Source organism: Oscillospiraceae bacterium (genome assembly GCA_034925865.1).
Taxonomy (GTDB): domain Bacteria; phylum Bacillota; class Clostridia; order Oscillospirales; family SIG627; genus SIG704.
Genome location: JAYFRN010000035.1, coordinates 13207 through 36830, shown reverse-complemented (window position 1 = coordinate 36830; position 23624 = coordinate 13207). Strand labels below are relative to the sequence as shown.

Annotated in this window: 19 protein-coding genes; 15 read left to right on the top strand and 4 right to left on the bottom strand. The window is 41.5% G+C overall.

What is annotated here, in order from left to right:
- A partial coding sequence (locus VB118_11370) for a hypothetical protein (GenBank protein ID MEA4833200.1) occupies positions 1-279 on the bottom strand: 279 nt, incomplete at its 3' end.
- 453 nt (positions 280-732) lie between these two features.
- Here VB118_11370 and VB118_11365 point away from each other — a divergent pair.
- The 3 genes from VB118_11365 (at position 733) to VB118_11355 (ending at position 4692) form a co-directional block, all read left to right on the top strand.
- On the top strand, positions 733-1974 hold the full coding sequence (locus tag VB118_11365) for a mechanosensitive ion channel (protein ID MEA4833199.1): 1242 nt from the start codon (positions 733-735) through the stop codon (positions 1972-1974).
- A gap of 89 nt (positions 1975-2063) precedes the next feature.
- Entirely contained in the window at positions 2064-2675 is a 612-nt protein-coding gene (locus tag VB118_11360) for a histidine phosphatase family protein (GenBank protein MEA4833198.1), read from the top strand.
- Between the two features lie 64 nt (positions 2676-2739).
- Positions 2740-4692: a hypothetical protein gene (locus VB118_11355; GenBank protein ID MEA4833197.1), complete on the top strand. Its 1953-nt coding sequence runs from the start codon at positions 2740-2742 to the stop codon at positions 4690-4692.
- A gap of 163 nt (positions 4693-4855) precedes the next feature.
- Here the strand turns inward: VB118_11355 and VB118_11350 are convergent, their stop codons facing one another.
- Positions 4856-6322 (bottom strand): hypothetical protein, encoded by a 1467-nt coding sequence (locus tag VB118_11350; protein ID MEA4833196.1) that lies wholly within the window; start codon positions 6320-6322, stop codon positions 4856-4858.
- A gap of 407 nt (positions 6323-6729) precedes the next feature.
- A complete protein-coding gene (locus VB118_11345) occupies positions 6730-7398 on the bottom strand; it encodes a PHP domain-containing protein (protein MEA4833195.1) in 669 nt (222 codons plus the stop codon).
- A gap of 359 nt (positions 7399-7757) precedes the next feature.
- Here VB118_11345 and VB118_11340 point away from each other — a divergent pair, with 359 nt between their 5' ends.
- The 8 genes from VB118_11340 to VB118_11305 all read left to right on the top strand — a co-directional run bounded on the left by VB118_11340 (position 7758) and on the right by VB118_11305 (position 16710).
- Entirely contained in the window at positions 7758-8342 is a 585-nt protein-coding gene (locus VB118_11340; protein MEA4833194.1) for an HD domain-containing protein, read from the top strand.
- Positions 8342-8818: a hypothetical protein gene (locus VB118_11335; protein MEA4833193.1), complete on the top strand. Its 477-nt coding sequence runs from the start codon at positions 8342-8344 to the stop codon at positions 8816-8818. Before VB118_11340 ends, VB118_11335 begins: the two co-directional genes overlap by 1 nt.
- Positions 8819-8830: 12 nt before the next feature.
- Positions 8831-9883: a tRNA 2-thiouridine(34) synthase MnmA gene (gene mnmA / locus VB118_11330; GenBank protein MEA4833192.1), complete on the top strand. Its 1053-nt coding sequence runs from the start codon at positions 8831-8833 to the stop codon at positions 9881-9883.
- Positions 9874-10620: a DUF5131 family protein gene (locus VB118_11325; protein MEA4833191.1), complete on the top strand. Its 747-nt coding sequence runs from the start codon at positions 9874-9876 to the stop codon at positions 10618-10620. The genes mnmA and VB118_11325 overlap by 10 nt, the downstream gene beginning before the upstream one ends.
- Positions 10620-12341: a hypothetical protein gene (locus VB118_11320; GenBank protein MEA4833190.1), complete on the top strand. Its 1722-nt coding sequence runs from the start codon at positions 10620-10622 to the stop codon at positions 12339-12341. The genes VB118_11325 and VB118_11320 overlap by 1 nt, the downstream gene beginning before the upstream one ends.
- Before the next feature lie 3 nt (positions 12342-12344).
- Positions 12345-13889: a hypothetical protein gene (locus tag VB118_11315; protein ID MEA4833189.1), complete on the top strand. Its 1545-nt coding sequence runs from the start codon at positions 12345-12347 to the stop codon at positions 13887-13889.
- A gap of 126 nt (positions 13890-14015) precedes the next feature.
- A complete protein-coding gene (locus VB118_11310) occupies positions 14016-14363 on the top strand; it encodes a DUF5640 domain-containing protein (protein ID MEA4833188.1) in 348 nt (115 codons plus the stop codon).
- A gap of 16 nt (positions 14364-14379) precedes the next feature.
- Positions 14380-16710, top strand: coding sequence for a ComEC/Rec2 family competence protein (locus tag VB118_11305; GenBank protein MEA4833187.1), 2331 nt, complete (start codon positions 14380-14382; stop codon positions 16708-16710).
- Here VB118_11305 and VB118_11300 read toward each other — a convergent pair.
- The gene (locus VB118_11300) at positions 16702-17907 is read right to left on the bottom strand and encodes a hypothetical protein (protein ID MEA4833186.1); all 1206 of its coding nucleotides are present in this window, start codon (positions 17905-17907) and stop codon (positions 16702-16704) included. The two genes, VB118_11305 and VB118_11300, sit on opposite strands and share 9 nt — an antisense overlap.
- A gap of 72 nt (positions 17908-17979) precedes the next feature.
- On the opposite strand from VB118_11300, the gene VB118_11295 reads away from it, so the two are divergent.
- The 4 genes from VB118_11295 (at position 17980) to rpe (ending at position 23624) form a co-directional block, all read left to right on the top strand.
- Positions 17980-19113: an FkbM family methyltransferase gene (locus tag VB118_11295; GenBank protein ID MEA4833185.1), complete on the top strand. Its 1134-nt coding sequence runs from the start codon at positions 17980-17982 to the stop codon at positions 19111-19113.
- Positions 19114-19314: 201 nt separating this feature from the next.
- Positions 19315-21348 carry an elongation factor G gene (locus VB118_11290; protein ID MEA4833184.1) on the top strand — a complete coding sequence of 678 codons (2034 nt, stop codon included), beginning with the start codon at positions 19315-19317 and terminating at the stop codon, positions 21346-21348.
- A 68-nt stretch (positions 21349-21416) separates the two neighbouring features.
- Entirely contained in the window at positions 21417-22781 is a 1365-nt protein-coding gene (locus VB118_11285; GenBank protein ID MEA4833183.1) for a hypothetical protein, read from the top strand.
- A gap of 189 nt (positions 22782-22970) precedes the next feature.
- Positions 22971-23624, top strand: coding sequence for a ribulose-phosphate 3-epimerase (gene rpe, locus VB118_11280; GenBank protein ID MEA4833182.1), 654 nt, complete (start codon positions 22971-22973; stop codon positions 23622-23624).

The window sequence follows — 23624 nt, the reverse complement described above, 5'->3', positions numbered from 1 at the left end:
GCTTTGAGGAAGCTCGGCGGGTTTTCCTGTGTATTTTTCGTAGAAAAGGACTGCAAGTTCGCAGAATTCTTCTCTTGTTATCGGTAAAGATGTATTCTTTTTTACTTTTGAAGTAACAAGCCCCAGGCTTTCGGCTTCGTTTAGTTCTTCAAGCGCCCAATCACTTGCTCCTTCAAAATTATTATTGTCGTTAGCTTCAGCAACTGAGAAAATTGTAATAACAGGCAATAATATTGAAATTATTAGAATGCTACATAAAACTGATTTTAGGAATTTCATAAATTTACCTCGATTGTTATATTAAAGGAATATATTATAAATATATCATATAAAGCATATTATGTCAATATAAATTATTTATTAAAAAGCTTATATTTTTAATAGCGCCTTGCCACATAAATTATACAATATTAATATGTGTTATTGTTAACCATATGTCTGATGTTAAGCCATACACATTGTGTATAAATTTATCTAAGACGGTTTTTGCTGCCATGCGGAAGGACATTTATAATCAACTGCCAAGCAACTTCTTATCATATTTCATATTGCTTGCGGCCGTTCCCATAGGATTGTATGCATATCCGAGATTCTGTCTCTGCCTGCATATATTATAAATTCTCTAAAAATATTAATTCCATCTTGTTTTAAGAGATGAATATAGCTATAATAATATCTGATATAATTTTCAAGATATCCTATAATCGCGGGCTAAACATAAAGGAGTCGAAAATGATTGATTGGATCAAGGCATATTTCATAGAACAGGGAATAAGCGAAGTTGTTTCCGGATTTATGTCTGCGACAGCAGCTGTCATTATTACTGTTCTTGTCAGCTTTCTGTCTTACTATATAGCAAAAAAGCTGTTATTGCGAATAATGAAAGCCGTTGTATCAAAAAGCAAAGCAAAATGGGATGATATACTGTTTCGTCGTAAGGTATTTGACCGATTGATTCTCATCATTCCCGCTATTGTTGTCAATATATTTGCGTCAACCTTCCCGTCATGTGAGGTCTGGATACGCCGGATTGCTTTGTCCATGATCGTTTTCGGCATTATTCTGTCACTTGATAAGCTTCTTGACGCTGTTGACGATATTTACAGGAATTACGAGATATCAAAATCCCGTCCTATAAAGGGATATTTACAGATAGTCAAAATCCTGGCATATATTATCGGCGCCGTTGTTATCATAAGCGTTCTGATGGATCAGTCGCCGACGCTTTTGCTCGGTGGTATCGGAGCCGCCACGGCTGTGATTCTGTTGATTTTCCAGAATTCCATTCTCGGCTTTGTGGCAAGCATTCAGCTGACCGAAAATGATATGGTGCGCATAGGAGACTGGATCGAAATGCCAAGCCGCAGCGCAGACGGTTCGGTAATAGATGTCACTTTACATACTGTAAAAGTCCAAAACTGGGATAAGACAATAACCACAATTCCGACATATTCTTTGGTGTCCGAATCTTTTAAAAACTGGAGATCAATGCAGGAGGCCGGAGGCAGGAGGATCGAAAGAGCGCTTTATATTGATATGACGAGCATTAAGTTTTGTGATGATGAAATGCTTGCGCGTTATAGTAAATTCAGGCTTATAGAAGATTATCTTGCCAAAAAAACGAAGGAAATAGATGCGTATAACAAGCAACTTGCGATTGATTCCAGCAGAGTTGACGGAAGACACCTGACTAATATCGGTACATTCCGCGCATATGTGGACGCATACCTTGCGCATAACCCCAAGGTACACAAGAGCATGACCCGTATGGTGCGTCAGTTAAGTCCGACTGAACACGGTCTTCCGTTGGAGATTTATGTTTTCACAAACACGACTGAATGGGCCGAGTATGAAGGAATTCAGGCGGACATTTTTGACCATATCATTGCCGTCGCCGCGGAATTTGACCTTCGTATTTTCCAGAATCCGACAGGGCATGATCTGTCGGAAGTGCGAAAGACGTTTACGAATTAAAATAGCTGAATTCTATTAATTGATTTTATTTATCCTATAAGAGTTTATTTTATATACATGAGGTTAAAATATTAATTAAAGGATAGCATATGGATTTATATCTAATTAGACATGGCGAAAGCTTTCGATCGTTGCCTGAATACTATAATTATGAAAGACAAGTTATGGATCCCCCGTTAACTGAAAAGGGAATTGAGCAAGCTAAGTTACTTTCGCAGAGATGCAAGAAGCTACAGCTTGATGTTATATTGACCAGTGATTTATCCAGAGCACAACAAACAGCCAATATATTAAGCGAATTATGTCGTAGTAAGGTTATATGTGATAAAGCCTTGCGGGAGATAGATATGGGAGATTTATATCTGAAATCATGGGATTTATTTCCGGATACTTATTCAAAATGGATTTCACATGATGAAGATATAGCATATCCAAACGGAGAAAACGGCGAAGCTGTATGGCAAAGGTGTAAAATAATTATACAACCACTGATAAAAAAATATAATAAAGTAGCGATTGTATGCCATGGCGGAACAATTCGCTCGATAATTTGCGGGCTACTGAATATTTCGCAGGAAAAAAGATTCTATTTGGGGCTTCCTCCTGAAAATTGTTCAATCTCAATTATAAAGTATAATGAAAAAGACGAAAAGTATTATCTTCATGTATTTAATGATCATTCACATATATTAAATTATTAACAATAAATGATTGATACATAACGATTAGTTTACATAGTCGTGAATCAATACTATAGGAGTAAATATGGATATATTAATTAAAACACCCATGAAAACCGACGAAAGCACACGTTGGAAACTGAACAATGACGGAAGTATTTGCTGGAATGTATCTGAGGATAAAAATATACCGCACGAAGACCATATCGAAATGAGCGGTAAATTTGTTTCAACTATTGTATATTACGGAGTTGACGGCAACGGTAATTTGACCTTGACGCGCAGTGTTGTCTATCCTATGCTCAGAACGATACCGAATAATACGCATGCCAGCCTTATTCAGAAATACGGCATGGATACCGCATCGCACATCATAATAAACGGTGAAAGCATATCAGACGAAAAGCCTTACCACATTGTTTTCAACGGTGTACTTACCATCAAAAGCCATACAAAGCAGAATATCGATATAATCCGTACTGTTTTCCCGACCACAGGGCATCAGGCTGTTATGGATCGCATTATTCTGAAAAACAGTTCTGAAAAATCAGCTTCCATTGATATAATGCCGCTTAACGATGTTAAAACTGCCAGAGGGGTTTACGGAATATATATACTGGAAGTAAACCATAATGCTCCGCTCAGAACTGAATTAAAGCCCGGTGAAGAAATAGCTTTCGGAATAACATATTCCGGCAGAAAAATAATGAACGGCGTTCCGGTCCTTGACGCCGATGATGAATTGAATAAAAGGCTTTCTCTTGTAAAAAATATTTCGCAATCACTGATATTTGAATGCCCCGATCCGGTGCTTGCTAATGCGTTTAATATGGCAAAGCTCCGGGCTTCGGAGAGCATATTTGAAACAAAAGGCGGACTTATGCACGGTCCGGGTGGCGGATCATATTACGCCGCGGTATGGGCAAACGATCAGGCGGAATATGCCGGGCCGTTTTTTCCGTTCCTTGGTTATAAAGAAGGAAATATAGCTTCATTAAATTGCTACAGGCTGTACATACCTTTTATGGGTCCTGATTATACGCCGATTCCTTCGTCCATAATCGCCGAGGGAATCGATATATGGGAGGGCGCGGGAGACCGCGGTGACGCGGCAATGTACGCATACGGAGCGTCACGATTTGCGCTTGAAACAGGTGACAAAGCTATAGCCGAAGAGCTTTGGCCCGCCATTGAATGGTGCCTTGAATACTGTAAAAGAAAAATGACAGATGACGGAGTTATCTCTTCTAAGTCGGATGAGCTTGAAGGCCGTTTTCCAAGCGGAAATGCAAATTTGTCGACATCGAGCCTTACCTACGGCGGGCTGCGTTCGGCATCATATCTTGCATACGCCATCGGGAAAACCCAGGAGGCAGATGAATATAATACGCGTGCGGATGAGCTTGCCGTATCAATTGAAAAATATTTCGGCGCGAATGTGGAAGGTTTTGATACATACAGGTATTATGACGGAAACGACATATTGAGGGCATGGATTTGCCTTCCGCTTACAATGGGCATTATGAACCGCAAGAAGGGAACAATTGACGCGCTGTTTTCTCCGAGACTGTGGACTGAAAACGGGCTTGCCACGCAGGCGGGAGATAAAACCTTCTGGGACAGATCCACCTTGTACGGTCTTCGCGGGGTATTCAATGCAGGTGAAACAGAAAGGGCACTTGATTATTTTACGTATTATTCACGACGCAGATTACTGGAAGAACATGTTCCGTATGCTGTGGAGGCATATCCCGAAGCCGATGAACGTCAGCTGTCGGCGGAGAGCGCTCTGTATTGCCGTGTCGTGACCGAAGGCATATTCGGGATAAATCCCACCGGGCTTGACAGCTTCGCGTGTGTGCCGAGATTGCCGGATGAGTGGGAGCGTATGAGTCTTAAATCGGTAAAACTGTTCGGAAAGAGTTTTGATATTATTGTCGAACGCTCCGGAAAGGAGCATATGATCAGTGTTTCCTGCGCGGGTAATAATCGGCAATATAAATATATGCCGGGTGAAGTTGTTCAGGTTAAGTTATAATAGCTATACCGCATTATAAACTCGGCATTTAAATAATTACGCTTAAAGAGAGAAAAGACTCTGGTATATGAGCTTTTCTCTCTTAAAAATATAATTTATTTAATAAACAGTGGATTGAAGCTTTTACTGAGCTTTTCTCGAAAAGCGACCGCGCTTCTTTTATTCAGTCTTTAATTGACACCATTTGTTCATATGTGGTATCGAGAGCCTTTTGCGCCGATGACTGTACGGCTTCATAGTTGGACGCAAAGCCGCTCCCGGCAACGATTGTCTTGGTAATAACGGAGCTTATTATGTTGCCCCATCCGAAAACCTTTCCTATGTCATATGTCTTTGTTGAAAAGATGATATCAAACATTCTGCCTGTGTCCTCGTCTGTGGACACGCGATATTTAATATAGCTGTCATAATATTTTGGCGTGACGACTTTTCCTCCGTAATAGCTGAGCTCTTCAAGCAGAATACCTGTCATTTCCAAATCGGAGTTTGTCGACGGGATACAGACGCCGGCGCATCCGTTGGTGAGGACTATGTGATAATAGCTGTCCTGCTCATCGTCCAGCATCGGCATGGGCAGCATGCCGAATTCGTCCACCATCTGCAGATACTGACGCAGATTGTAGATATTGGCCGGACGAAACAGAATTTTGCCGTCGACCATCATTTGGTTCAGCGCTTCCCAGCCTCCGAAGTGTTCCACGGTTCCGACGGCATTCGGCTCGTGATAAATTTCACAGAGCTTGTCCATTACTGCGACAGCACGTGAAGAATTAACGGTAAGCTCAGGCTTTCCTTCCGCATTTATAGAGGCTATTTTAACTCCGGCGCCGAAAAACATCTCATATGCGCAGTCAAGAGAATGACCTATTCCCCATGTATCGTGCGTGTCGTATTTGCCGTCGCCATTGTCGTCGTGTGTAATACCTTTTGAAAGAGTGTACATTGCGTCGAATGTCCACTTTTTATCCTCAACGAGAGGATACGGATTTATGTTGTTTTTCGCCGCGAGCGTTTTATTGAAAGCAACACCCATGTTCAGTTCTTCATCCATTACTGAAATGCTTCCGGTTGTAAAATAAAGCTTTCCGTTGATGGCGAGATCGCGTTCAATAGCTTTATCCCACCATGGTTTTGATAGATCAAGATAATCGACGTTATGCAGCTCTATGAGCAGATTATCCTGCGCGAGCGAAAACGCCTGATCAATAAAGGGCATGATCATTTCGTATTCATCGCTGCCGGCAGAAATGCTTTTGCGTGCCGTGCCCACGACATCCTTCACTCCGGTCACTTCAATCTCGACCTTGTATTTTTCTTCAATATATGCGTCACGGTTCATTACCGCTTCGTATATCATTTCGCCGGCTGATGAATCATCAGTATAAAAATCACGGGAATCTAGCGTCGGATCTAATCCCTGATAGACAAGCACACGGAATTTCATACCGTCAAAGGTGATATCTGGCACATCCGGCGTCACCTCCGCCTCGGCTGTATCGTCGGAGGCGGCTATATCCGTGAGCTCATTCGTGCCTGCGGTTAATGTCTGCGAAGGCTGCTGGGCACAGGAACAGAAAATCATGAAAATCATGGCGCAGGCGATAAGTAAACAGAGCATTTGCTTTTTCATATTGTATCTCCTGTAAAATATATTATGGGTACGGTATGAATTTCTGAAAGCCTGTGTCAATTCATCAGAATCTGATCTATTAAATGTATGGTATCGCAGCGTATATCGCCGCTGTGTTGTTGTATGGAAATAATATAATTGTATTATTATTAAACTGTATTTAAATAATCTTTATTAAATAAGAGAGAAAAGCCAATATGCTAGAGCCTTTTTTCTCTTTTAGCGGTAGTTATTTAAATGCCGAGTTAATAAACAGAAAAGTCTGTATCTGATATAACGGCAATAATCGCCGTGTTTTTTATCCAACTTCAAAAATGTTATTTATGTTACCTCGATTTTAACATACCATAAACTATATGTCAATATATTATACGAGATTTTAATTAAATGTTAAATATTGGTTTATTTTATGCTCTTGAGTCGGTGATCAGCTCGTATTTTCCGCTTTTGAGAGCGGTTACGAGCTCCGCTTCGCTGTTTATATTGTCATAAAACTCTGCTCCGCCGCAGAACGGATCTCCGGAATCATGATAATCCGATCCGGATATCATATTAAGCCCGTATTTTTCCGCCCATAAACGCGCAAATGAATTGCGTGAATTATGACGGAGATTACCATTGAAGACTTCAATCCCGAACAGCCTTTCGGGAGGCGTTATTCTCATGTTATCTCTGAACGGATGAGCCTGATAAACCAGAGCGCTTTCGGGTAAAATTTTAATAATATCGGTAAGCTGCATTTCGGGAAGAACCGGCGCGGAGCGCAGGAACTTCTCATCCGCTCCGTATATCAGATAATCGTTAGGTCCCGGATCGCAGCAAAGTTCAATACCGAAGAAAACCCTCAATCCGATTTTTTCACCTTCATTTCTTGATTCGTAATATCCCCGCATATATGCCGAAATCATTTCGTCAAAGCTCATACCGACACATTGAGAAAGATGGCTATTGCTGTAATGCTCAGTCACGACTACCGCGTCGTAACCGCTTTCTTTACATGTTTTTACCATTAAATCAGGCTTTGAATGAGCGCAGCGGCTTACCGCCGAGGTGTGCGCGTGTAGTTCGATTTTCATTTTTTTACTGTCCTTTTATTAAATATTTATACATTGACAATAGCTGCTATATGAAAGGTTCCTGTATACGAATTTTATACTCGTATGGTATATCATTTGAATTAACTTTTATTACAGTAAGGTTATATAATTTTGTTATAAGATCTGCCTTTTCAATATCATAGTATGCCATTTATCAGGATACCATCATTAATCCTTTATTTCAACGGTAATTTATAAATATTGACAAACAATTATGTATCGGCTATAATGATTTCAGAAATTAAAGAGAGGTAGAGAATACGGTAACTTACGAAACAGTCAGAAATAACGAAGAAATAAACACATATATTAAATTCGCCGACAGGAATATGCTCGCGATGGGATATACCGAGCACTCGTTTCCCCATGTCATAAAAGCCGCGGAGGAATCATCTGAAATACTGAAAGCTCTCGGATATGACGAAAGAACATGCGAGCTTGCTCGTATTGCCGGATATATGCATGACCTTGGCAACGTAGTCAACCGTGACGGTCACGCACAGACAGGTGCCTGTATGGCATTCCGGATTCTGGAAAAGCTCGGCATGAGCCCCGAGGAAACGGCTGAGGTCGTTTCTGCCATCGGAAATCATGATGAAAGCACCGCAACGACAGTCAGTCCGATTGCCGCGGCTCTTATAATTGCGGACAAAAGCGATGTTCGCCGCTCCCGCGTCAGAGCGAAAAACGATCTGTTGCATTTCGATATACACGACCGGGTAAATTATGCTGTTTATCATTCCGATCTTTCGGTTGATACCGAGAAAATGACTGTTACTCTGAAATTGAACATTGATACGTCTAACTGCCCCGTTATTGATTATTTTGAAATATTTCTCAACCGTATGACTCTTTGCCGTAAATCCGCGCATTATCTCGGATTAAGATTCAGACTTATAATCAACGACGCGGAAATAATTTGATGACGTTGTATATAGAAAATTCCGGAATAGTACCGGAAGAAGACATCGTGTTTTGCGATGGAAACGGCTTGCCTGTTTTCATTTTTACTGAAGAAAATATAGAGAAAAGAATATGCTTTGAGGGTAAGAACGCGGTAGGAGAAACTGTCATTGCTATTCAAGGAAAGCCTTCTTTAATACCGAAGCTTACGGTTATGTTCGGTGGATCTCCATTTTGTACAGTGAGTTCAAAATTCTCATTTTTTGCCCATGAAATAAAAATTGAATCGCCCGCGGCGGATTTCACCGTTATCGGTGACTGCGCTGGTTTCGATTACGCTGTGTATAAAGACAAAAAACCTTTCGGCAAGGTGGAAAAGAAATGGTTTGACGCAGGAATCAATATTTGCATGACATCGAAAAAGGACGAGGATACGGCGCTGCTTGCCGCGATTGTCGTCGCCGCCGACGAGTGTGTCAAAAGAAATTCGGATTAAATTAATTATATTATGAAATACGTTGCAGCAATGAGTGGCGGGGTCGATAGTGCCGTCGCCGCTCTTTTAATTAAAAACGAGGGCTTTGATGTCGAAGGCGTCATGCTCAGGCTTTATAATAAACCTCACTCTGAGTTTGCTTCCGATGAAAATACGGCCGCTTTGATCGCGGAGAGAATAGGCATACCTTTTCGCGTATTGGATGTCAGGGATGAGTTTGAAAAAGAAGTTATAAAGCCGTTTGTATGTGATTATCTCGATGGAAAAACTCCGAATCCGTGCGTAATATGTAATCCGCGCGTAAAATTCGGAGCTTTGACACGCTTTATGCGCGCTTCCGGCTGTGATGTTCTTGCGACAGGGCATTATGCGAGAATCAGATATGATTTTGGATCAGGAAGGTATCTGCTTCTGCGTTCGGCGGATCGGAAAAAGGATCAGAGTTATGTCTTATATTCTCTGACCCAGGACATCCTTTCCTCTGTTCGCTTTCCTCTAGGAGAATATACTAAGCCGGAAATACGCGAAATCGCATTTCAAAATGGATTTGAAAACGCTGACAAAAAGGACAGCCAGGATATCTGCTTTATTTCCGGAGAGGGATATGCGTCATTTATTGAACGATACGCGGGCTTTACCGAAAAAGGCGGAAGTTTTATCGATGAAAATGGAAACAAGATCGGCACTCATCCGGGGGCTGTCAATTTCACCGTCGGGCAGAGAAAGGGCTTTGGTACCGGATTCGGAAAACGTGTATACGTTACCGCAAAGGATATGCGCGCGAACACGGTCACGCTTGGCTCTGAAGAAAAGCTGTATTCAAGGACGGTATTGGCAAATAAATTAAATTTTATCGCGACAAAGGTTACTGACTGTGTCATAAAAAGTACGGCAAAAATAAGATACGGACAACAGGAAACGCCTGTCACGGCATATATCACAGGATCTGATGAGATGCGTGTCGATTTTGACGAGCCGGTCAGAGCCGCCGTGCCTGGGCAGTCGATCGTGCTTTACGACGGAGATGTCGTTATAGGGGGAGGGATAATCACCGGATGTCGGTGATGTGGAATCTCTGGCACGGCTGTGATAAATACAGCGAAGGCTGCGTCAATTGCTATGTGTACCGCGGCGATGCGAGGTACGGACGCGATGCAACGGTTTGTGCAAAAACCGCGGATTTTTATAAACCGGCAGCCAAGGATAAAAACGGCTGCTATAAAATCCAGCCCGGGACGCTTGTATTCACTTGTTTTTCTTCTGATTTTTTCCTTGATAAAGCCGATGGATGGCGCGGAGAAGCTTGGCAAATGATCAGATCACGCCCTGATCTGCATTTTTTATTCATAACAAAACGCATCTTGCGTTTTTATGAATGCATTCCCGACGATTGGAAACAAGGATACGAAAATGTCACCATATGCTGTACCGTTGAAAATCAGAAAAGAGCGGAGGAAAGGCTTCCGTTTTTTGCTTCACTTCCTATCAAATACAAAGAAATAATATGCGAACCGCTTTTGGAGAGAATTGATCTTAACGGACTTATCTCTGATAAATTCTACGGTGTTACGGCCGGAGGGGAATCGGGGAACGATGCTCGTATTTGCCGTTATTCATGGATATTGGCATTAAAAGAATCCTGTAAAGATACAGGCATATGTTTTAAGTTTAAACAGACAGGCGCGAGATTTGAAAAAGACGGAACGGTTTACAATATTCCGCGTATAAAACAGCATGAACAGGCACGGCGTGCCGGAATAGACAGCTTTCCGTTCCAAAGGAAGTTTGAGGAATATAATTGATGGATGAACAAAAGAATATTCGAGTAAAACGCAATAAAAGCGCCTTTGTTTTGAAATTATCGGTTTTTATCAGATCGCATGAATTTTTATGTCTTTGCGTCCTTTGTATTTTTATCTCTTTCCTCAGATTTTTATACTGCGGATTTGAATATGCTTTTACTCTCGATGATTATATTCAATATCATAATTATGCGTCGGCCACAGATTACTGGAAGCTGATCATTCAGGAAGGGCTTTTCGCTTCAAGGCCGCTTGCTGTCATTGCCGACCTGTTCATATATGCCCCGCTATTTGATCATATGATCATTGGCGTATTGCTCAACTCTATTCTATTCGGATTATCGGGCATGCTGTTTTACGCTTCGTTCTCTAGGTTATTCGGAACAGGAAAGCTTTTCATATTCTTTTATTTGCTTCTGCCTCTTAATTTTGAGGCAACATATTGGCTTTCGGCATCTTCACGAATCGTTAGCGGCCTGTTTTATACCTCTTTGTCTCTTTATCTTTTTATTGTTTTCATAAAAACAAAAAGAACAACCACAGCTGTTGCCGCATGCGTATTACAGCTGATATCAATTTCCTTTTATGAACAGATTTTTATCCTTTCTCTTGCTCTGTGGCTGATGACCGCGTTAATATTCTTGCTAAAAAAGATAAAGACGTCGTATCTCGGTTTGATATCGGTTGTAAACGCGGCTGTTTATTTTGCTTTTACCCGCGCTTTTGCCGGCGGCGGCGCGATATCCGCACGTATGGAGCTATGCCTTCCGACCAGCTCATATTATTTTAAAACCTTCTTTCCCGATATCTCCCGTCAGATCGGAGCCGCATTTATAAAAGGCGGTATTCGTACTTTGTTTACGGGATTTATCAGAGGAATAAAATTGATCGTAACTGAAAACGGATGGCTTTATCTGTTGATATGCGTTGCTATGTCATTATTAATATATTATTTTTGCCGTATTTCAAGAAAATTCCGAAAAGCTTCTGTCTCCGGCAAAGAAAGCAGGCCGCATGTAAATTTCACAGCCGCTGTATACGGATTTCTTGCGATGCTTGCACCGGTCACGCCGTTTCTTATTATCGCGAACCCTTGGTTTTCGCTTCGTTCAACGGCGGCGAGCATTGTCGGAGCCGCTGTCCTTATTGACTTATTATTCAGAATGCTTATTCGCAATAAACGAAGAACTTTTGCGGCTGTATGCGCGGCTTTTTCGCTTGTGTCTTTAATAGCTGCCGCGTCTGAAACATACGATTATATGAAAACATATGAGCTTGACAAAATTGTACTCAGAGAAACCGAAAAAGCCGTAAAATCAGGCGCCGCCAGCGGGAAAACAGGTATATTAAACCTAAATTCGTCGCTGCTGGATGAACAAAACTTTTTGTATCACGAGCATGTAACCGGCGTATTTTCCAGCGAATGGGCTTTTTACGGCGCAATGGTCTATACAAACGGCGGAGAGCTTTCTTACCCGGTCGTACCTCTGCCGACAAACGGGTATTCATATTATCACGGCTGGGATAAAAATTTCAAGATTCTTTCACAATATGATTCTGTTTTATATTGGGATAATTTAAATATGTCGCTTAACCCTCTTGTAAAGGAAAAAATAGGCGAAGAGGATTATATGCTGTATACCCAAGACGGTAAAATATATGCTCATGTTTTTGAGGAAGACGGATACGGCTATATCAACTTCGCGGAAAACAGTGATTAAATAATGAGAATATTAGAAAAAGCCGCGATGGCCGTCTGCGCGGCGTTGTATTGTCTGATATTATTTCCGTCCATCGCTCTCGCAGACAAAGATGATGCGGTAAAAGCGCAAAATATAACCGAAAAAGTCAATATATCAGGCATATCGGAATCGGATCAAGCCCTTATTTTTGATGGCGACACATCGACCTATCTTTCGCTTTCGTCAGGGAAGAAGCTTATTCTCGAATCTTCGGAGAGCATTTCATCAATATACATAATATGGCACAGGATTCCGTCGGAATGGTCTCTGTCGGGAAACGGGAAAACCTCAGGATTCGGTAAATTCGCATTTCTTCATGAATATATTAATGTTGCCGGAGCATTGGGAAATATCTATACCCTTGAAATAACTCTTCCTGAAAAGGAATCATATATAGCTGAAATATACGCGTTTTCCGAAGGGATGCCGCCTTCATGGGTGCAGACATGGCTTCCGCCTCTTGAAAAGGCTGATATAATGCTGTTGTCGACACATGCTGATGACGAGCATTTGTTTTATGCAGGCTTGATTCCGTATTATGTCACAGAACGTAAGGCTGCGGTTCAGGTGGTTTACTTTACATATCATTATGCCTCTACGGGGCGCCAACATGAACAGCTTGACGGGTTGTGGGCGGCCGGACTGAAAAATTATCCTGTCATCGGACGCTTTCCCGACCTTTATTCCGAATCACTGGAAGATGCTTATTCAGTATATTCGGACGAAGGATTTAAAGAATCGGATTTTATCACGTATCAGCTTGAAAACATAAGAAGATTCAAACCACAGGTTATAATCGGGCATGATATAAAAGGTGAATATAGTCATGGCGCTCATATATTAAATACTGAAACTCTTTTAAAAGCGCTTTCTCTCGAGAATGACGCCGAAGCGTATCCGGATTCCGCCGCGAAATATGGCATATGGAAAACTCCGAAAGTGTATCTTCATCTTTATACAGAAAACCCAATTGAGCTTGATTATGATATACCACTCGCTTCGCTCGGAGGCAAAACGCCATTTGAGGTATCACAGGCGTCATATGCATACCATCTGTCTCAGCAATGGACATGGTTCACAAAATGGATAAGGGGTACAAATTCCGCAAAGATTACTAAAGCATCGCAGATCAAGACCTACAGCCCGTGTCTATTCGGACTTTACAGATCAAATGTCGGCTTGGATATAAATAAAAACGACTTTTTCGAGAACATCACTTTGTATTCAGAATCAGAGAACATACCTCCTGAAACGAACGTTCCGGGAAACACGGGCGAAAAAGAGTTGACAGGCGGACTTACCGAAACCGGAGAACAAGCTGAAACCGGTGAGTTTACTGAAACCGGCACGGCGAAACCTGTTATAGTCGCGCCGCAAACGGATAGTAACATGCCGTTATCCGAAGAACAGTTGGAATTTTTAAAAACATATTTTCCGATTATCGCGCTGTGTATCATGCTTTCGTTCTTATTCACACTGCTTTATATCTCCGGACGCAGGAAATCCAGAAGGCGAAGAAAAAAATGAAATTACAAAGACAAGTTTAAAGATAAATCTTTCAATCATCAATTTTGATTTTGTAATTAAAATAATGCAATTTCGGCATGCCGAAACCATTTAAAAGTTACGGTTCGGCGGAAAGATGTTCAACAAATGAAAAAATCAATTTCGATTCTGCTTGCCGCGCTGTGTGTCACACTTACGCTTTTATTTGCCGGTTGCGGAAAACCTTCTCTTACAGGCGAATGGACTTCGGCTAATTCAGCCGTGAATATAAATCTCATGTTCAGAGAAGACAATACCGGATCAATGACCGTGTTCGGGCAATCCGTTGAAACGACATATGCCTTTGAGAACGAAACGCTTGTCATTTCATACACAATTCTCGGAATCAGCAAAAGCGAAGAATATACTTGTAAAATTGACGGTGCAAAGCTTTTTCTCACAGATATTGCCGGCTCAACCGATGAATATGTAAAGGTGAACTGTAGAAAACCATAAATATAAAGAGATAAATATGTCGCAAATTGCCGTCCGTCCCCTGAACGGATTCTGCGCCGCGTTTTTAGTGTGGCTTACAGCGGTGTTATACTGTGGATTCAATACCGTAATCATGATTATATGCACGGCAGTTTGCACTGTGCTGGTTACGGTAATTGTTTTTGCGGACAGAATCCTGCCGCGTCCGGGATATGGGCGGTCTTTGTTTATATTTATTCTCGCGGGATTCGCGGCCGCGTCGATATTTGCGGCTGTTTATCTAAATGTGTATGTGCGTAAAGCAGAAGAACTATATGACAAAGAGGCTGTCATTGAAGGCTTTGTTTATGATACGGAAATAAATGATACAAACGCTTATATAATTATAAAAGCAGACAGAATAAACGGCGACGCCAGCTCAATAAAAATCAAACTGACAACCTACTCGCCGTCGGATTCGTATCCTCGCGTGCCTCATCCGGGAGATAAAATCAAAGTTAAAGCGGCATTATATGAGCCGACATCGTCTTTGTTTGGTTATGACGAATATTATTTTCTCAGAGCAAAGGGCGTTCTCGTATGCGGTGAATTCGAATATATGGATATTGCCAAGGACGGAAGTCGTTCAATTCCCGGAATGATAAATTCTCTCCGAACGCACCTTTCTGAAAAAGCCGACGATTTTATATACGGAGGCTTTATTAAATGTGTTATCTTCGGAGATAAATCCGAGCTTGATGGAGAATTAAAAGCTGACGCCCAAAGAATAGGCACATCTCATCTTTTTGCGGTTTCCGGACTTCACATTTCAATTTTTTGCGGAGCATTGTATCTTTTGCTTGAAATGCTGGGAGTGCACAGAAAAATAAACTGCGCTGCCGGAATTGCCGCGTCAGTATTTTATATTATGATGTGCGGCTGTTCCTCTTCGGCACTCAGGGCGGGACTTATGCTTTCGATTTATTATCTTTCAATAATACTGAGAAGGGACAGCGATGCTCTCGGAACGCTTTTGGTTTCGGGAACGATCATATGCTTATTTAATGTTTATTCGGCTTTTGATATAGGATTTCAGCTTTCGTTTTTGTCTACTCTGGGGATAATAACAGGCGCGTCTCCTTTCTGTAAGTGGCTGAAGAAAAAGAAAATATTTTCGTATGACAAGAAAGATAGGTTTCTGAAAAGAAACGCCAGGAAAACGCTTTATTATATTCTTTCCGGTTTTGCCGTTTCCATTGCCGCAGTGTTGTTTTCTCTGCCTGTTTCGTCTATGATGTTTTCGTATGCGGCTCCTTTTTCGCCGTTGTATAATACGCTATTAATAGTTATTTTTACTCCCGTAATTTATTGCGCTGTCATATATTACGCGATGAGCTTAATTGCGCTTGCGCTTCCGTTTGCGTCCGGTGTGATCATGTCCGTCGCTTCAATTCCGAGAGATCTCGCCGATTTTTTTATAAATATATTTTCATCAGCGGTTAAATGGATAAGCGGGTTTGATTTTATCAGTATTTATACCGGCAGATATATTTCGCTTATACTTGCCGCGGTGACGGTTGCGGTAATAATAGTATTCGTCGCTTTTTCCGTAAAGCCCAAGTTTTTTGCCGCTGCGCCTATAGTTATCGTATTGCTATGTTCGTCGATTTATGCCGTATCATGTCAGTTTATGCCGGCGAAATCGGAAATATACGCAATAAACACACGCAGTGAGAAAACTATGATAATAGAAAGCGGAAATAAATATGTGCTGGCGGAGCTGACCGTTCCCGGATACAATACCGATCGCGGTTCTCTTAAAGCGCTTGCGGCGGATCGGGGAATTACCGAAGCGGAAGCTTATATTGTATCCGAATTGAATGTTAATCTATACAAAAGATTTTTGGAATTAATTAAAACAATCAAAATCAAAACTGTCTATGTTCCGCATCCCGAAAGCATCGAGGAGATCGAATCCCTGGCGCATATTGGTAAATACTGCAACAATAACCATATTGAATTAGAAAAATACCGTGTGGGTGATAATATCGATATTTTCGGAGGAAAAGATGGAATCAAAATGCTCGAAAGTGAAAATGGCAGCGCAAGCGTTTGCGAAGTCGCGCTTGCCGGAAAGAAAATAATATATTCGCGGGCCAAAGAAAAAGGAGAACTGCTTACTTTAAATTCGGAATGCTTTGCTTTTATCGAATGCGGGAAAGGCGTGCCTGTAATCGGCGCGGAAGGAAAGACTCATTTCTGTGCCTATGATCCGTTGAACGCAAATATCGGCGCGCCGCAGCCGAAGGGATGCGAATGCGCCGATATGTCTAAAATTAAATATATATATTTAGATCTAACATCAGGTGAAATAAAAGTATCAAAGTAAACGGTTTCCTATTGCCTCCTGAAGCTTTTTTGCCAAAAAGCCGTCTCTTATATCAGCGTAGTCAATAAGAGAAATACCAAGGTCGTGGGCGCGTTTGTCAATCCCCGAAAAATAGACCTGCTTTGATTTCATATCTCCTAAAGTGACGATCGCGCATTTCGCGCCGGCGCCTCCGAAATGATTTGCGTACAGATACAGCTCGTTAATTGCTTCTATGGACGGTTCTGAGGTTTTACATGAAATAAAGAGCGGAATATATCCCTTGACACAGATATTATCAATTTCGTTAAAGGCGCTTCCGAATTTGATGTCCTCGCGTTCTCCGTCCCAGTCAATCTTTACACTCATTTGCACGTCATCAAAGAAGCCGCTTTGCAGTGCGGTAATATATGTGATGACCTCGGCCCATATGCCAATGTCACAGAGACAGTCTTTTATAAAGTTATCATGAAATTTGAATGAAGCTCGTTTGTTTTTTATGTTCGCATAATCCAGGGCTCCTGCTTCATATAGCGAATATAAAAAGTGATCATCAAGATACACCCGTTCGCTGCCTATATTGAGGGAGGTATCGCATTCGACATGAAGCCCCTCCGAGTAATGAGCCTGAGCTTTTTGCAGGAATTTACCTTGCTTCTTCCACACGTCTAAATCGCCTAATATAATAACGGAAAGCTTTTTGAGTATAGGAAAATATTTAAATAACGGAGTCGGGCGTCCCGACCGCATTGCGGACGCGCCGTGAGCGGATATAATCTGCTTTACGTTGAAATGAGGCGTCACATACGATAATTTTTCACCGGATGAAAAACCGGCAAGCTGAATGACTTCGTCTTTCATTATATCTACAGAAAACGATTTTATGCCTTTCGCTGTGATATATCCGAAAGCGTTCAAAACAGCTCCGACTGATGTTCCGGTGAAATCGGCATATATGTCATTATATGTTTTCGTCAGATTTGCGATTACAGACTGAAGCTCATCCTGCGAATTATTCGAAAACAAGTCTCTGATCGGAATAAAATCCGCTTTGATGGAATGGTCAAACATATTTAAAGTGTGCTCTATATCCTGAATGCAGTATTTATTGGCTTTTTCCGGGTCATAAATATAATTAACTTTTAACGGGCGAAACGCACAAGGCGATATGAGGTTATCCATCTGCTCGTTCGAAACGAATTTAATCAGATTCTCCATCAATGACGCTCTTTCCAATCAAATTTTTACTTCACTGAAAATTATAATACCAATTAACATGAAAGTCAATAAATGATGATACACAATAATATCAGATATGCCGTAAATGAAAAAGAATCTCTTTGGGTAAAGCTTGAAAATAGCGTAAAGCGTATTTTACTGTATGGTATGGGTGACGGAGCTGAAAAGGTTTTGAAATGCCTTTCTGAAAGAGGAATAAAGCTTGCGGGAATCTTTGCGAGCGACGATTTTGTCCGCGGACAGAGCTTCTGCGGTTACAAGGTGCTTACACTTTTTGAAGCGGAACAGATCTATGGAGATTTTACGGTCCTCGTGTGCTTTGCGACAAAAATAAATGAGGTTATGGAGCATATAGAATCAATCGCTTCGCGCCATGAGCTGTATTTCCCTGATGTCAATATATACGGTGACCCTTCACAGGTTTTTGATGAAAACTACTTTGAAAACAATGAACTGAGGCTTCAGAGAGTGTTTGACGCTCTTGCCGACGAAAATTCCAGGGATTTTTTTGTATCGCTTATATCGTACAAGATGTCAGGAAAAATCGGATATATACATCAGCTGGATAACTATTCATTTAAAATAAAAGATAAAATAAAAAGAATCGGCGTTTTTGCCGACATAGGGGCATACAACGGAGATACGGCCATAAAAGCCGCCAAGGATTTTCCGGACCTGCATTCTATACTGGCATTCGAGCCGGAGCTTCACAGCTATAAAAGGCTATATGAAGAATTCGAGAATAATCCTCTGCTTTCGCATAAAAAAAGCTTGCTCATAAATGCCGCGGCTTCAGACAAAAATGGTGTTTCAACCTTTTGTACCGGGGAGGGAATGGGCTCTTATGTTAAAGACAATATATATAACAGAGGAGTCCAGAAGAAACGCAAAGAAAAAACTGTAAAAACAGAAACACTCGACGGAATAATAGAAAATTATCCTGATTTTATACCTGATTTGATAAAATTCGACGCGGAAGGCGCGGAATATGAAGCGATAAAAGGCTGTTCTGCAATAATAAAACAACATTGTCCGATTCTTGAGGTTTCGTGTTATCATAAAAAAGACGATATATTTATTATTCCGGAGACGGTATGGGAAATAAATCCGGAGTACAAGCTTTATATAACGAGATCAAATGTCTGTTTCCCGGATTGGGAGTGCGAATATGTATTTATTCACTAATACCTTTGTGCATAATGCACAAATATGGCGTTCAAAATTCTACACTTTATGACTCTGATATTTTTTAATTCGATATTGAACAAAAAGAACCAATAGGTTATAATAGATATGTTGGTGTGCGTTTTATGCACAGGCCGCTTTTCGACGGCATTGCGGCCGATGGTAAAACTAAATATTTTAGCCGTCGGGAACGGAGAAACAATGGCAACCATTAAATCCGGAGATATCAGAAATATCTGCTTGTTGGGACACGGCGGTTCCGGCAAAACCTCGCTGGCAGAGGCTATGCTTTACTATACAAAGGGAACAGACAGACTCGGAAAAACGACTGATGGCAATACGGTTTGCGATTATGATTCCGAGGAGATAAAACGTAAATACTCGATTTCCGCTTCCATCGCGCCTGTTATGATTGATGACAAGAAAATCAATTTTATAGACACTCCCGGCTTTCTTGATTTCGCCGGCGAAGTGAAGCAGGCTGTTTCCGTGTGCGAAAACGCCATGATAGTAATCAACGCAAAAAGCGGGCTTGAAGTCGGTGCCGAGCTTTGTTGGAATTATGCTTCTGAGGCAGGAGTTTCCAAATCGTTTTTTATAAACAGACTCGATGAAGAAAATATTAATTTCGAGTCGCTGCTCGTTTCTCTTAAAAACGTCTTCGGAACAAACCTGTGTCCGGTTTTTGTGCCGATAATTGAAGACAATAAAACCTCGTGCTATGTTGATCTGATAAATTTAAAGGCTTATGTATACGATAAAGCGGGAAAGGCTTCCGAAACAGCGATCCCGGCTGCAGCTTCTTCTGTAATTGAAGAATATAAATCAATGCTTTTCGAGGCGCTCGCCGAAACCAGCGAAAATATGATGGAGAAGTTTTTTGGCGGAGAAGAATTTACTCACCAAGAAATAATTGCCGCTCTTAATTCCGGAATTAATTCTAAATCGATCGTGCCGGTTTTCTCCGGCTCTGCTTCGACGCTTGCCGGAATTGATTACCTTTTAACGACGATAGCAAAATCATTTCCAAATCCGATTGACTCCGGAAAGCTTTCTCCAACTGATCCCGCATCAATTTTTGTATATAAAACTGTCGCAGATCCGTTTGTTGGCAAAATGAACTATTTCAAGGTCATGTCGGGTTCGCTCAAGCGTGATGATATTCTCATAAATTCAACCACAGAACAGCCTGAAAAATTTGCTCATATATATATAATTAAAGGCAAAAAGCAGACTGAAGTCGATGAGCTTGCGTGCGGAGACCTGGGTGTTACCGCAAAGCTTGTAAATACCAATACAAACGATTCGCTTTCGATAAACGGGAAAGCAGTTTATAAAAAAATCGAGTTTCCCGTGCCGTATCTCTGCATGTCTATAGAACCGAAGGACAAGGGCGATGAAGATAAGATATCTTCCGGAATCACAAAATTACTTGAAGAGGATCTTACCGTACGATATGCAAATAATGCGGAAACAAAGCAAATGCTTATTTACGGTCTCGGCGAAATGCATCTTGATGTACTTACTTCAAAGCTTAAAAACCGATTTGGCACATCGGTGGATCTCGGTCCCGAAAAGATCGCATACCGTGAAACAATAAAGAAAACAGTACAGTCTGAAGGAAAACACAAGAAACAATCCGGCGGACATGGACAATACGGGCATGTTAAAATCGAATTCGGCCCGGGAGAAGAACCGGGACTTACATTTACTGAAACTGTTTTCGGCGGTGCTGTACCGAGAGTATATTTCCCGGCAGTCGAGAAAGGTCTTCTCGAAGCAATGCAGAAGGGCGTACTTGCCGGATATCCCGTTGTAAACCTTAAGGCTAATTTGTATGACGGCTCGTATCACGACGTCGACAGCAACGAGCTTTCATTCAAGCTTGCCGCAAGCCTTGCGTATAAGGATGGTCTCAAGAAAGCAAATCCCGTAATTCTCGAGCCTATCGGAATCTTGAAGGTATTTATTCCCGACTCATTCATGGGCGATATAATCGGAGATATCAACAAGCGCCGGGGCAAGGTTCTCGGAATGAATCCCGATGAAAAAAGAAAGGGATACAGTATAGTAGAGGCTGAGGTTCCAAAAGCGGAAATGTCTTCATACACAGTTCAGCTCCGCGCAGTTACGCAGGGACGCGGCAGCTTTACATATGATATTGACCGTTATGCAGAAGCTCCTGCAAACGTGTCAGCCAAGATCATAGAATCCGCAAAGGTCGATCAAGAATAAATCCGTTTAGATAAAATCGAAAGGAATTGGGAAATACGGAATTCCGTATTTCCCAATCAGCTTTAATAATGAGCAAATTTTTTACTCAAATAGTTCTTTTTGTATTAACCGCGGCATTTTTATTTTCCTGCTCTTCGCCGAATCATGAAATATCTGGGACTGAGGCGACGGGAGATGCATCCGGAACTGAGACGGCAGCTATAGAAAAAACAACCGGAGGCGTTACAACTCCGACAGAATATGTGACAGAAACAGAGACACAGACAAAAACAGAAACAGAAGCTGCGACCTTATATGACGAAACTTGTCTGTCGCCTGTTATTACGGATTGTAAAAATACTCGCCCGGATAAAATTGTCATAACCGGTAAATGTGAACCTGATGCGGTGATTAAAATAACATTTAATAAAGAGACGATATCCGCATATCCCGACCACGGATATTTTGTATCTTCGATCGCCCTCGGAAACACAAAATCCGCAACTATTTCTATTATTGCGACTGCCGAAGGGAAAAACGACAGCAAACCGGTAACCAAAAATATAGGATACCGCTCGGGATGTTATGTATACAATGACGACTGGCACATTTTTGTGAGTGATTTCAATTATCGCGGATTTTTAAAATATACAATAAATGACCTTAAAGGCGAAACAAAATTAAATGACAGTCAGCTTGAATTATTAAAAGAAAAAACCGCATATAAAACAGAATATCTAAAATCTGACGGGCGAAATGCCGAGCTGATTATCCTTCTCGCGCCAAATCCTTCGAGTGTTTATTCCGATGAACTTAAAAAGCAAATAAAAATATCCGAAACGACCAAGCGCGACCAGGTGTTGGAGGCGCTTGCCGAAACGGATGCGGTTGTTATAGATTTATATGATGTATTTTATAAAAGCAGAGACGGCGAATTTACGCCATATTTAAGAACCGATTCACATTGGAGCGAGTATGGCGCATATCTTGCTCTGACAGAGCTTACGAAATATATTTCGCAGAAGTTTCCCGCGGCGGCTCCCCATTCCTTTGAAGAATACGGCTTTAAGCTGATAGAAAAAGACGGTGGAGACATTGCATATTATCTTGAAACAGACGAAACAAAAATGCGCGAATTCGCGCCTTTCGCTTTTCCGACTTTTGAGATGCCTGTAAAAATCAAAAAATATAAGGGCAACTGCGTATCACCTGATTTTGACGTGCTTACCGGTAAGCTTGAATATAACACTTGCCGGGATGAACTGCCGAGCGCGTATGTGATACGCGATTCATACGGATGCGCGCTGACTGATCTGCTCGCGGAAAGATTCGATAAAACATATTATCAAACCATGTGGCAGTATCAATTCGATACATCGGTTATAAAATCGATGAATCCCGATTATGTCATATATGTATTAACCGAAAGAAATCTCGACGTATTGCTCAAGTGACATATTATAAAAGACATATTCAAATAAAATTGCTCCGCGCAAGGATTTTTTCCTAACGTCCGTCTTTTCACACGTCCGGCGATGCGCGGAGCAATGAATTTTAAAAAATTAAAAACAACGACACTATATTTTATGGGCTTTCGGGGATAAGGGTCACTCCGCTCCGCGGCCAAAAAGGAGCAAATGTATATGATAAAGCTTTCTCCGTCGCTTTTGGCGGCTGATTTTTCAAATCTTGAGAGGGATATAAAAATTGTTGAGAATGCAGGCGCGGATTATCTGCATCTCGATGTGATGGACGGGCATTTCGTTCCCAACATTTCATTCGGGATACCGGTCATTGAATCCATACGTAAGATATCTTCATTGGTATTTGACACGCATTTAATGATATCCGATCCGATGAAATATGTAAAGCCTTTTGCCGATGCCGGAGCCGATATCATAACATTTCATTATGAAAGCGACGCAAGACAAAAAGAGATAATCGACAAGATACATTCAGTAGGTAAAAAGGCCGGAATATCAATAAAACCAAATACGCCCGCTTTTGTTTTGGAGCCTTATATGGATGTTATCGATCTTATTCTGATCATGACGGTCGAACCGGGCTTCGGAGGACAGAAATTTATTACCGATACGCTTAATAGCATACGATATGCGCGGCAGCTGATTGATCGATCCGGAAGGGAAATCGATCTTGAGGTTGACGGAGGAATCGGCGCCGAAAACATCGGAATTCCTGTTTCTGCGGGAGCTGATACGATCGTCGCCGGGTCGGCAGTATTTAAAAGCGCCGATATAGCTGATTCGGTAAAAAAGCTGAAGCGATACGGTGTATAA

Bases quoted from the DNA above. Each gene is read 5' to 3' on its own strand.
- VB118_11355 (MEA4833197.1), top strand. From the start codon at position 2,740: ATGGATATATTAATTAAAACACCCATGAAAACCGACGAAAGCACACGT.
- VB118_11290 (MEA4833184.1), top strand. From the start codon at position 19,315: ATGGCAACCATTAAATCCGGAGATATCAGAAATATCTGCTTGTTGGGA.
- VB118_11310 (MEA4833188.1), top strand. From the start codon at position 14,016: ATGAAAAAATCAATTTCGATTCTGCTTGCCGCGCTGTGTGTCACACTT.
- VB118_11345 (MEA4833195.1), bottom strand. From the start codon at position 7,398: ATGAAAATCGAACTACACGCGCACACCTCGGCGGTAAGCCGCTGCGCT.
- rpe (MEA4833182.1), top strand. From the start codon at position 22,971: ATGATAAAGCTTTCTCCGTCGCTTTTGGCGGCTGATTTTTCAAATCTT.
- VB118_11325 (MEA4833191.1), top strand. From the start codon at position 9,874: ATGTCGGTGATGTGGAATCTCTGGCACGGCTGTGATAAATACAGCGAA.
- VB118_11350 (MEA4833196.1), bottom strand. From the start codon at position 6,322: ATGAAAAAGCAAATGCTCTGTTTACTTATCGCCTGCGCCATGATTTTC.
- VB118_11300 (MEA4833186.1), bottom strand. From the start codon at position 17,907: ATGGAGAATCTGATTAAATTCGTTTCGAACGAGCAGATGGATAACCTC.
- mnmA (MEA4833192.1), top strand. From the start codon at position 8,831: ATGAAATACGTTGCAGCAATGAGTGGCGGGGTCGATAGTGCCGTCGCC.
- VB118_11285 (MEA4833183.1), top strand. From the start codon at position 21,417: ATGAGCAAATTTTTTACTCAAATAGTTCTTTTTGTATTAACCGCGGCA.
- VB118_11360 (MEA4833198.1), top strand. From the start codon at position 2,064: ATGGATTTATATCTAATTAGACATGGCGAAAGCTTTCGATCGTTGCCT.
- VB118_11320 (MEA4833190.1), top strand. From the start codon at position 10,620: ATGGATGAACAAAAGAATATTCGAGTAAAACGCAATAAAAGCGCCTTT.
- VB118_11365 (MEA4833199.1), top strand. From the start codon at position 733: ATGATTGATTGGATCAAGGCATATTTCATAGAACAGGGAATAAGCGAA.
- VB118_11340 (MEA4833194.1), top strand. From the start codon at position 7,758: ATGGGATATACCGAGCACTCGTTTCCCCATGTCATAAAAGCCGCGGAG.
- VB118_11305 (MEA4833187.1), top strand. From the start codon at position 14,380: ATGTCGCAAATTGCCGTCCGTCCCCTGAACGGATTCTGCGCCGCGTTT.
- VB118_11295 (MEA4833185.1), top strand. From the start codon at position 17,980: ATGATGATACACAATAATATCAGATATGCCGTAAATGAAAAAGAATCT.
- VB118_11335 (MEA4833193.1), top strand. From the start codon at position 8,342: ATGACGTTGTATATAGAAAATTCCGGAATAGTACCGGAAGAAGACATC.
- VB118_11315 (MEA4833189.1), top strand. From the start codon at position 12,345: ATGAGAATATTAGAAAAAGCCGCGATGGCCGTCTGCGCGGCGTTGTAT.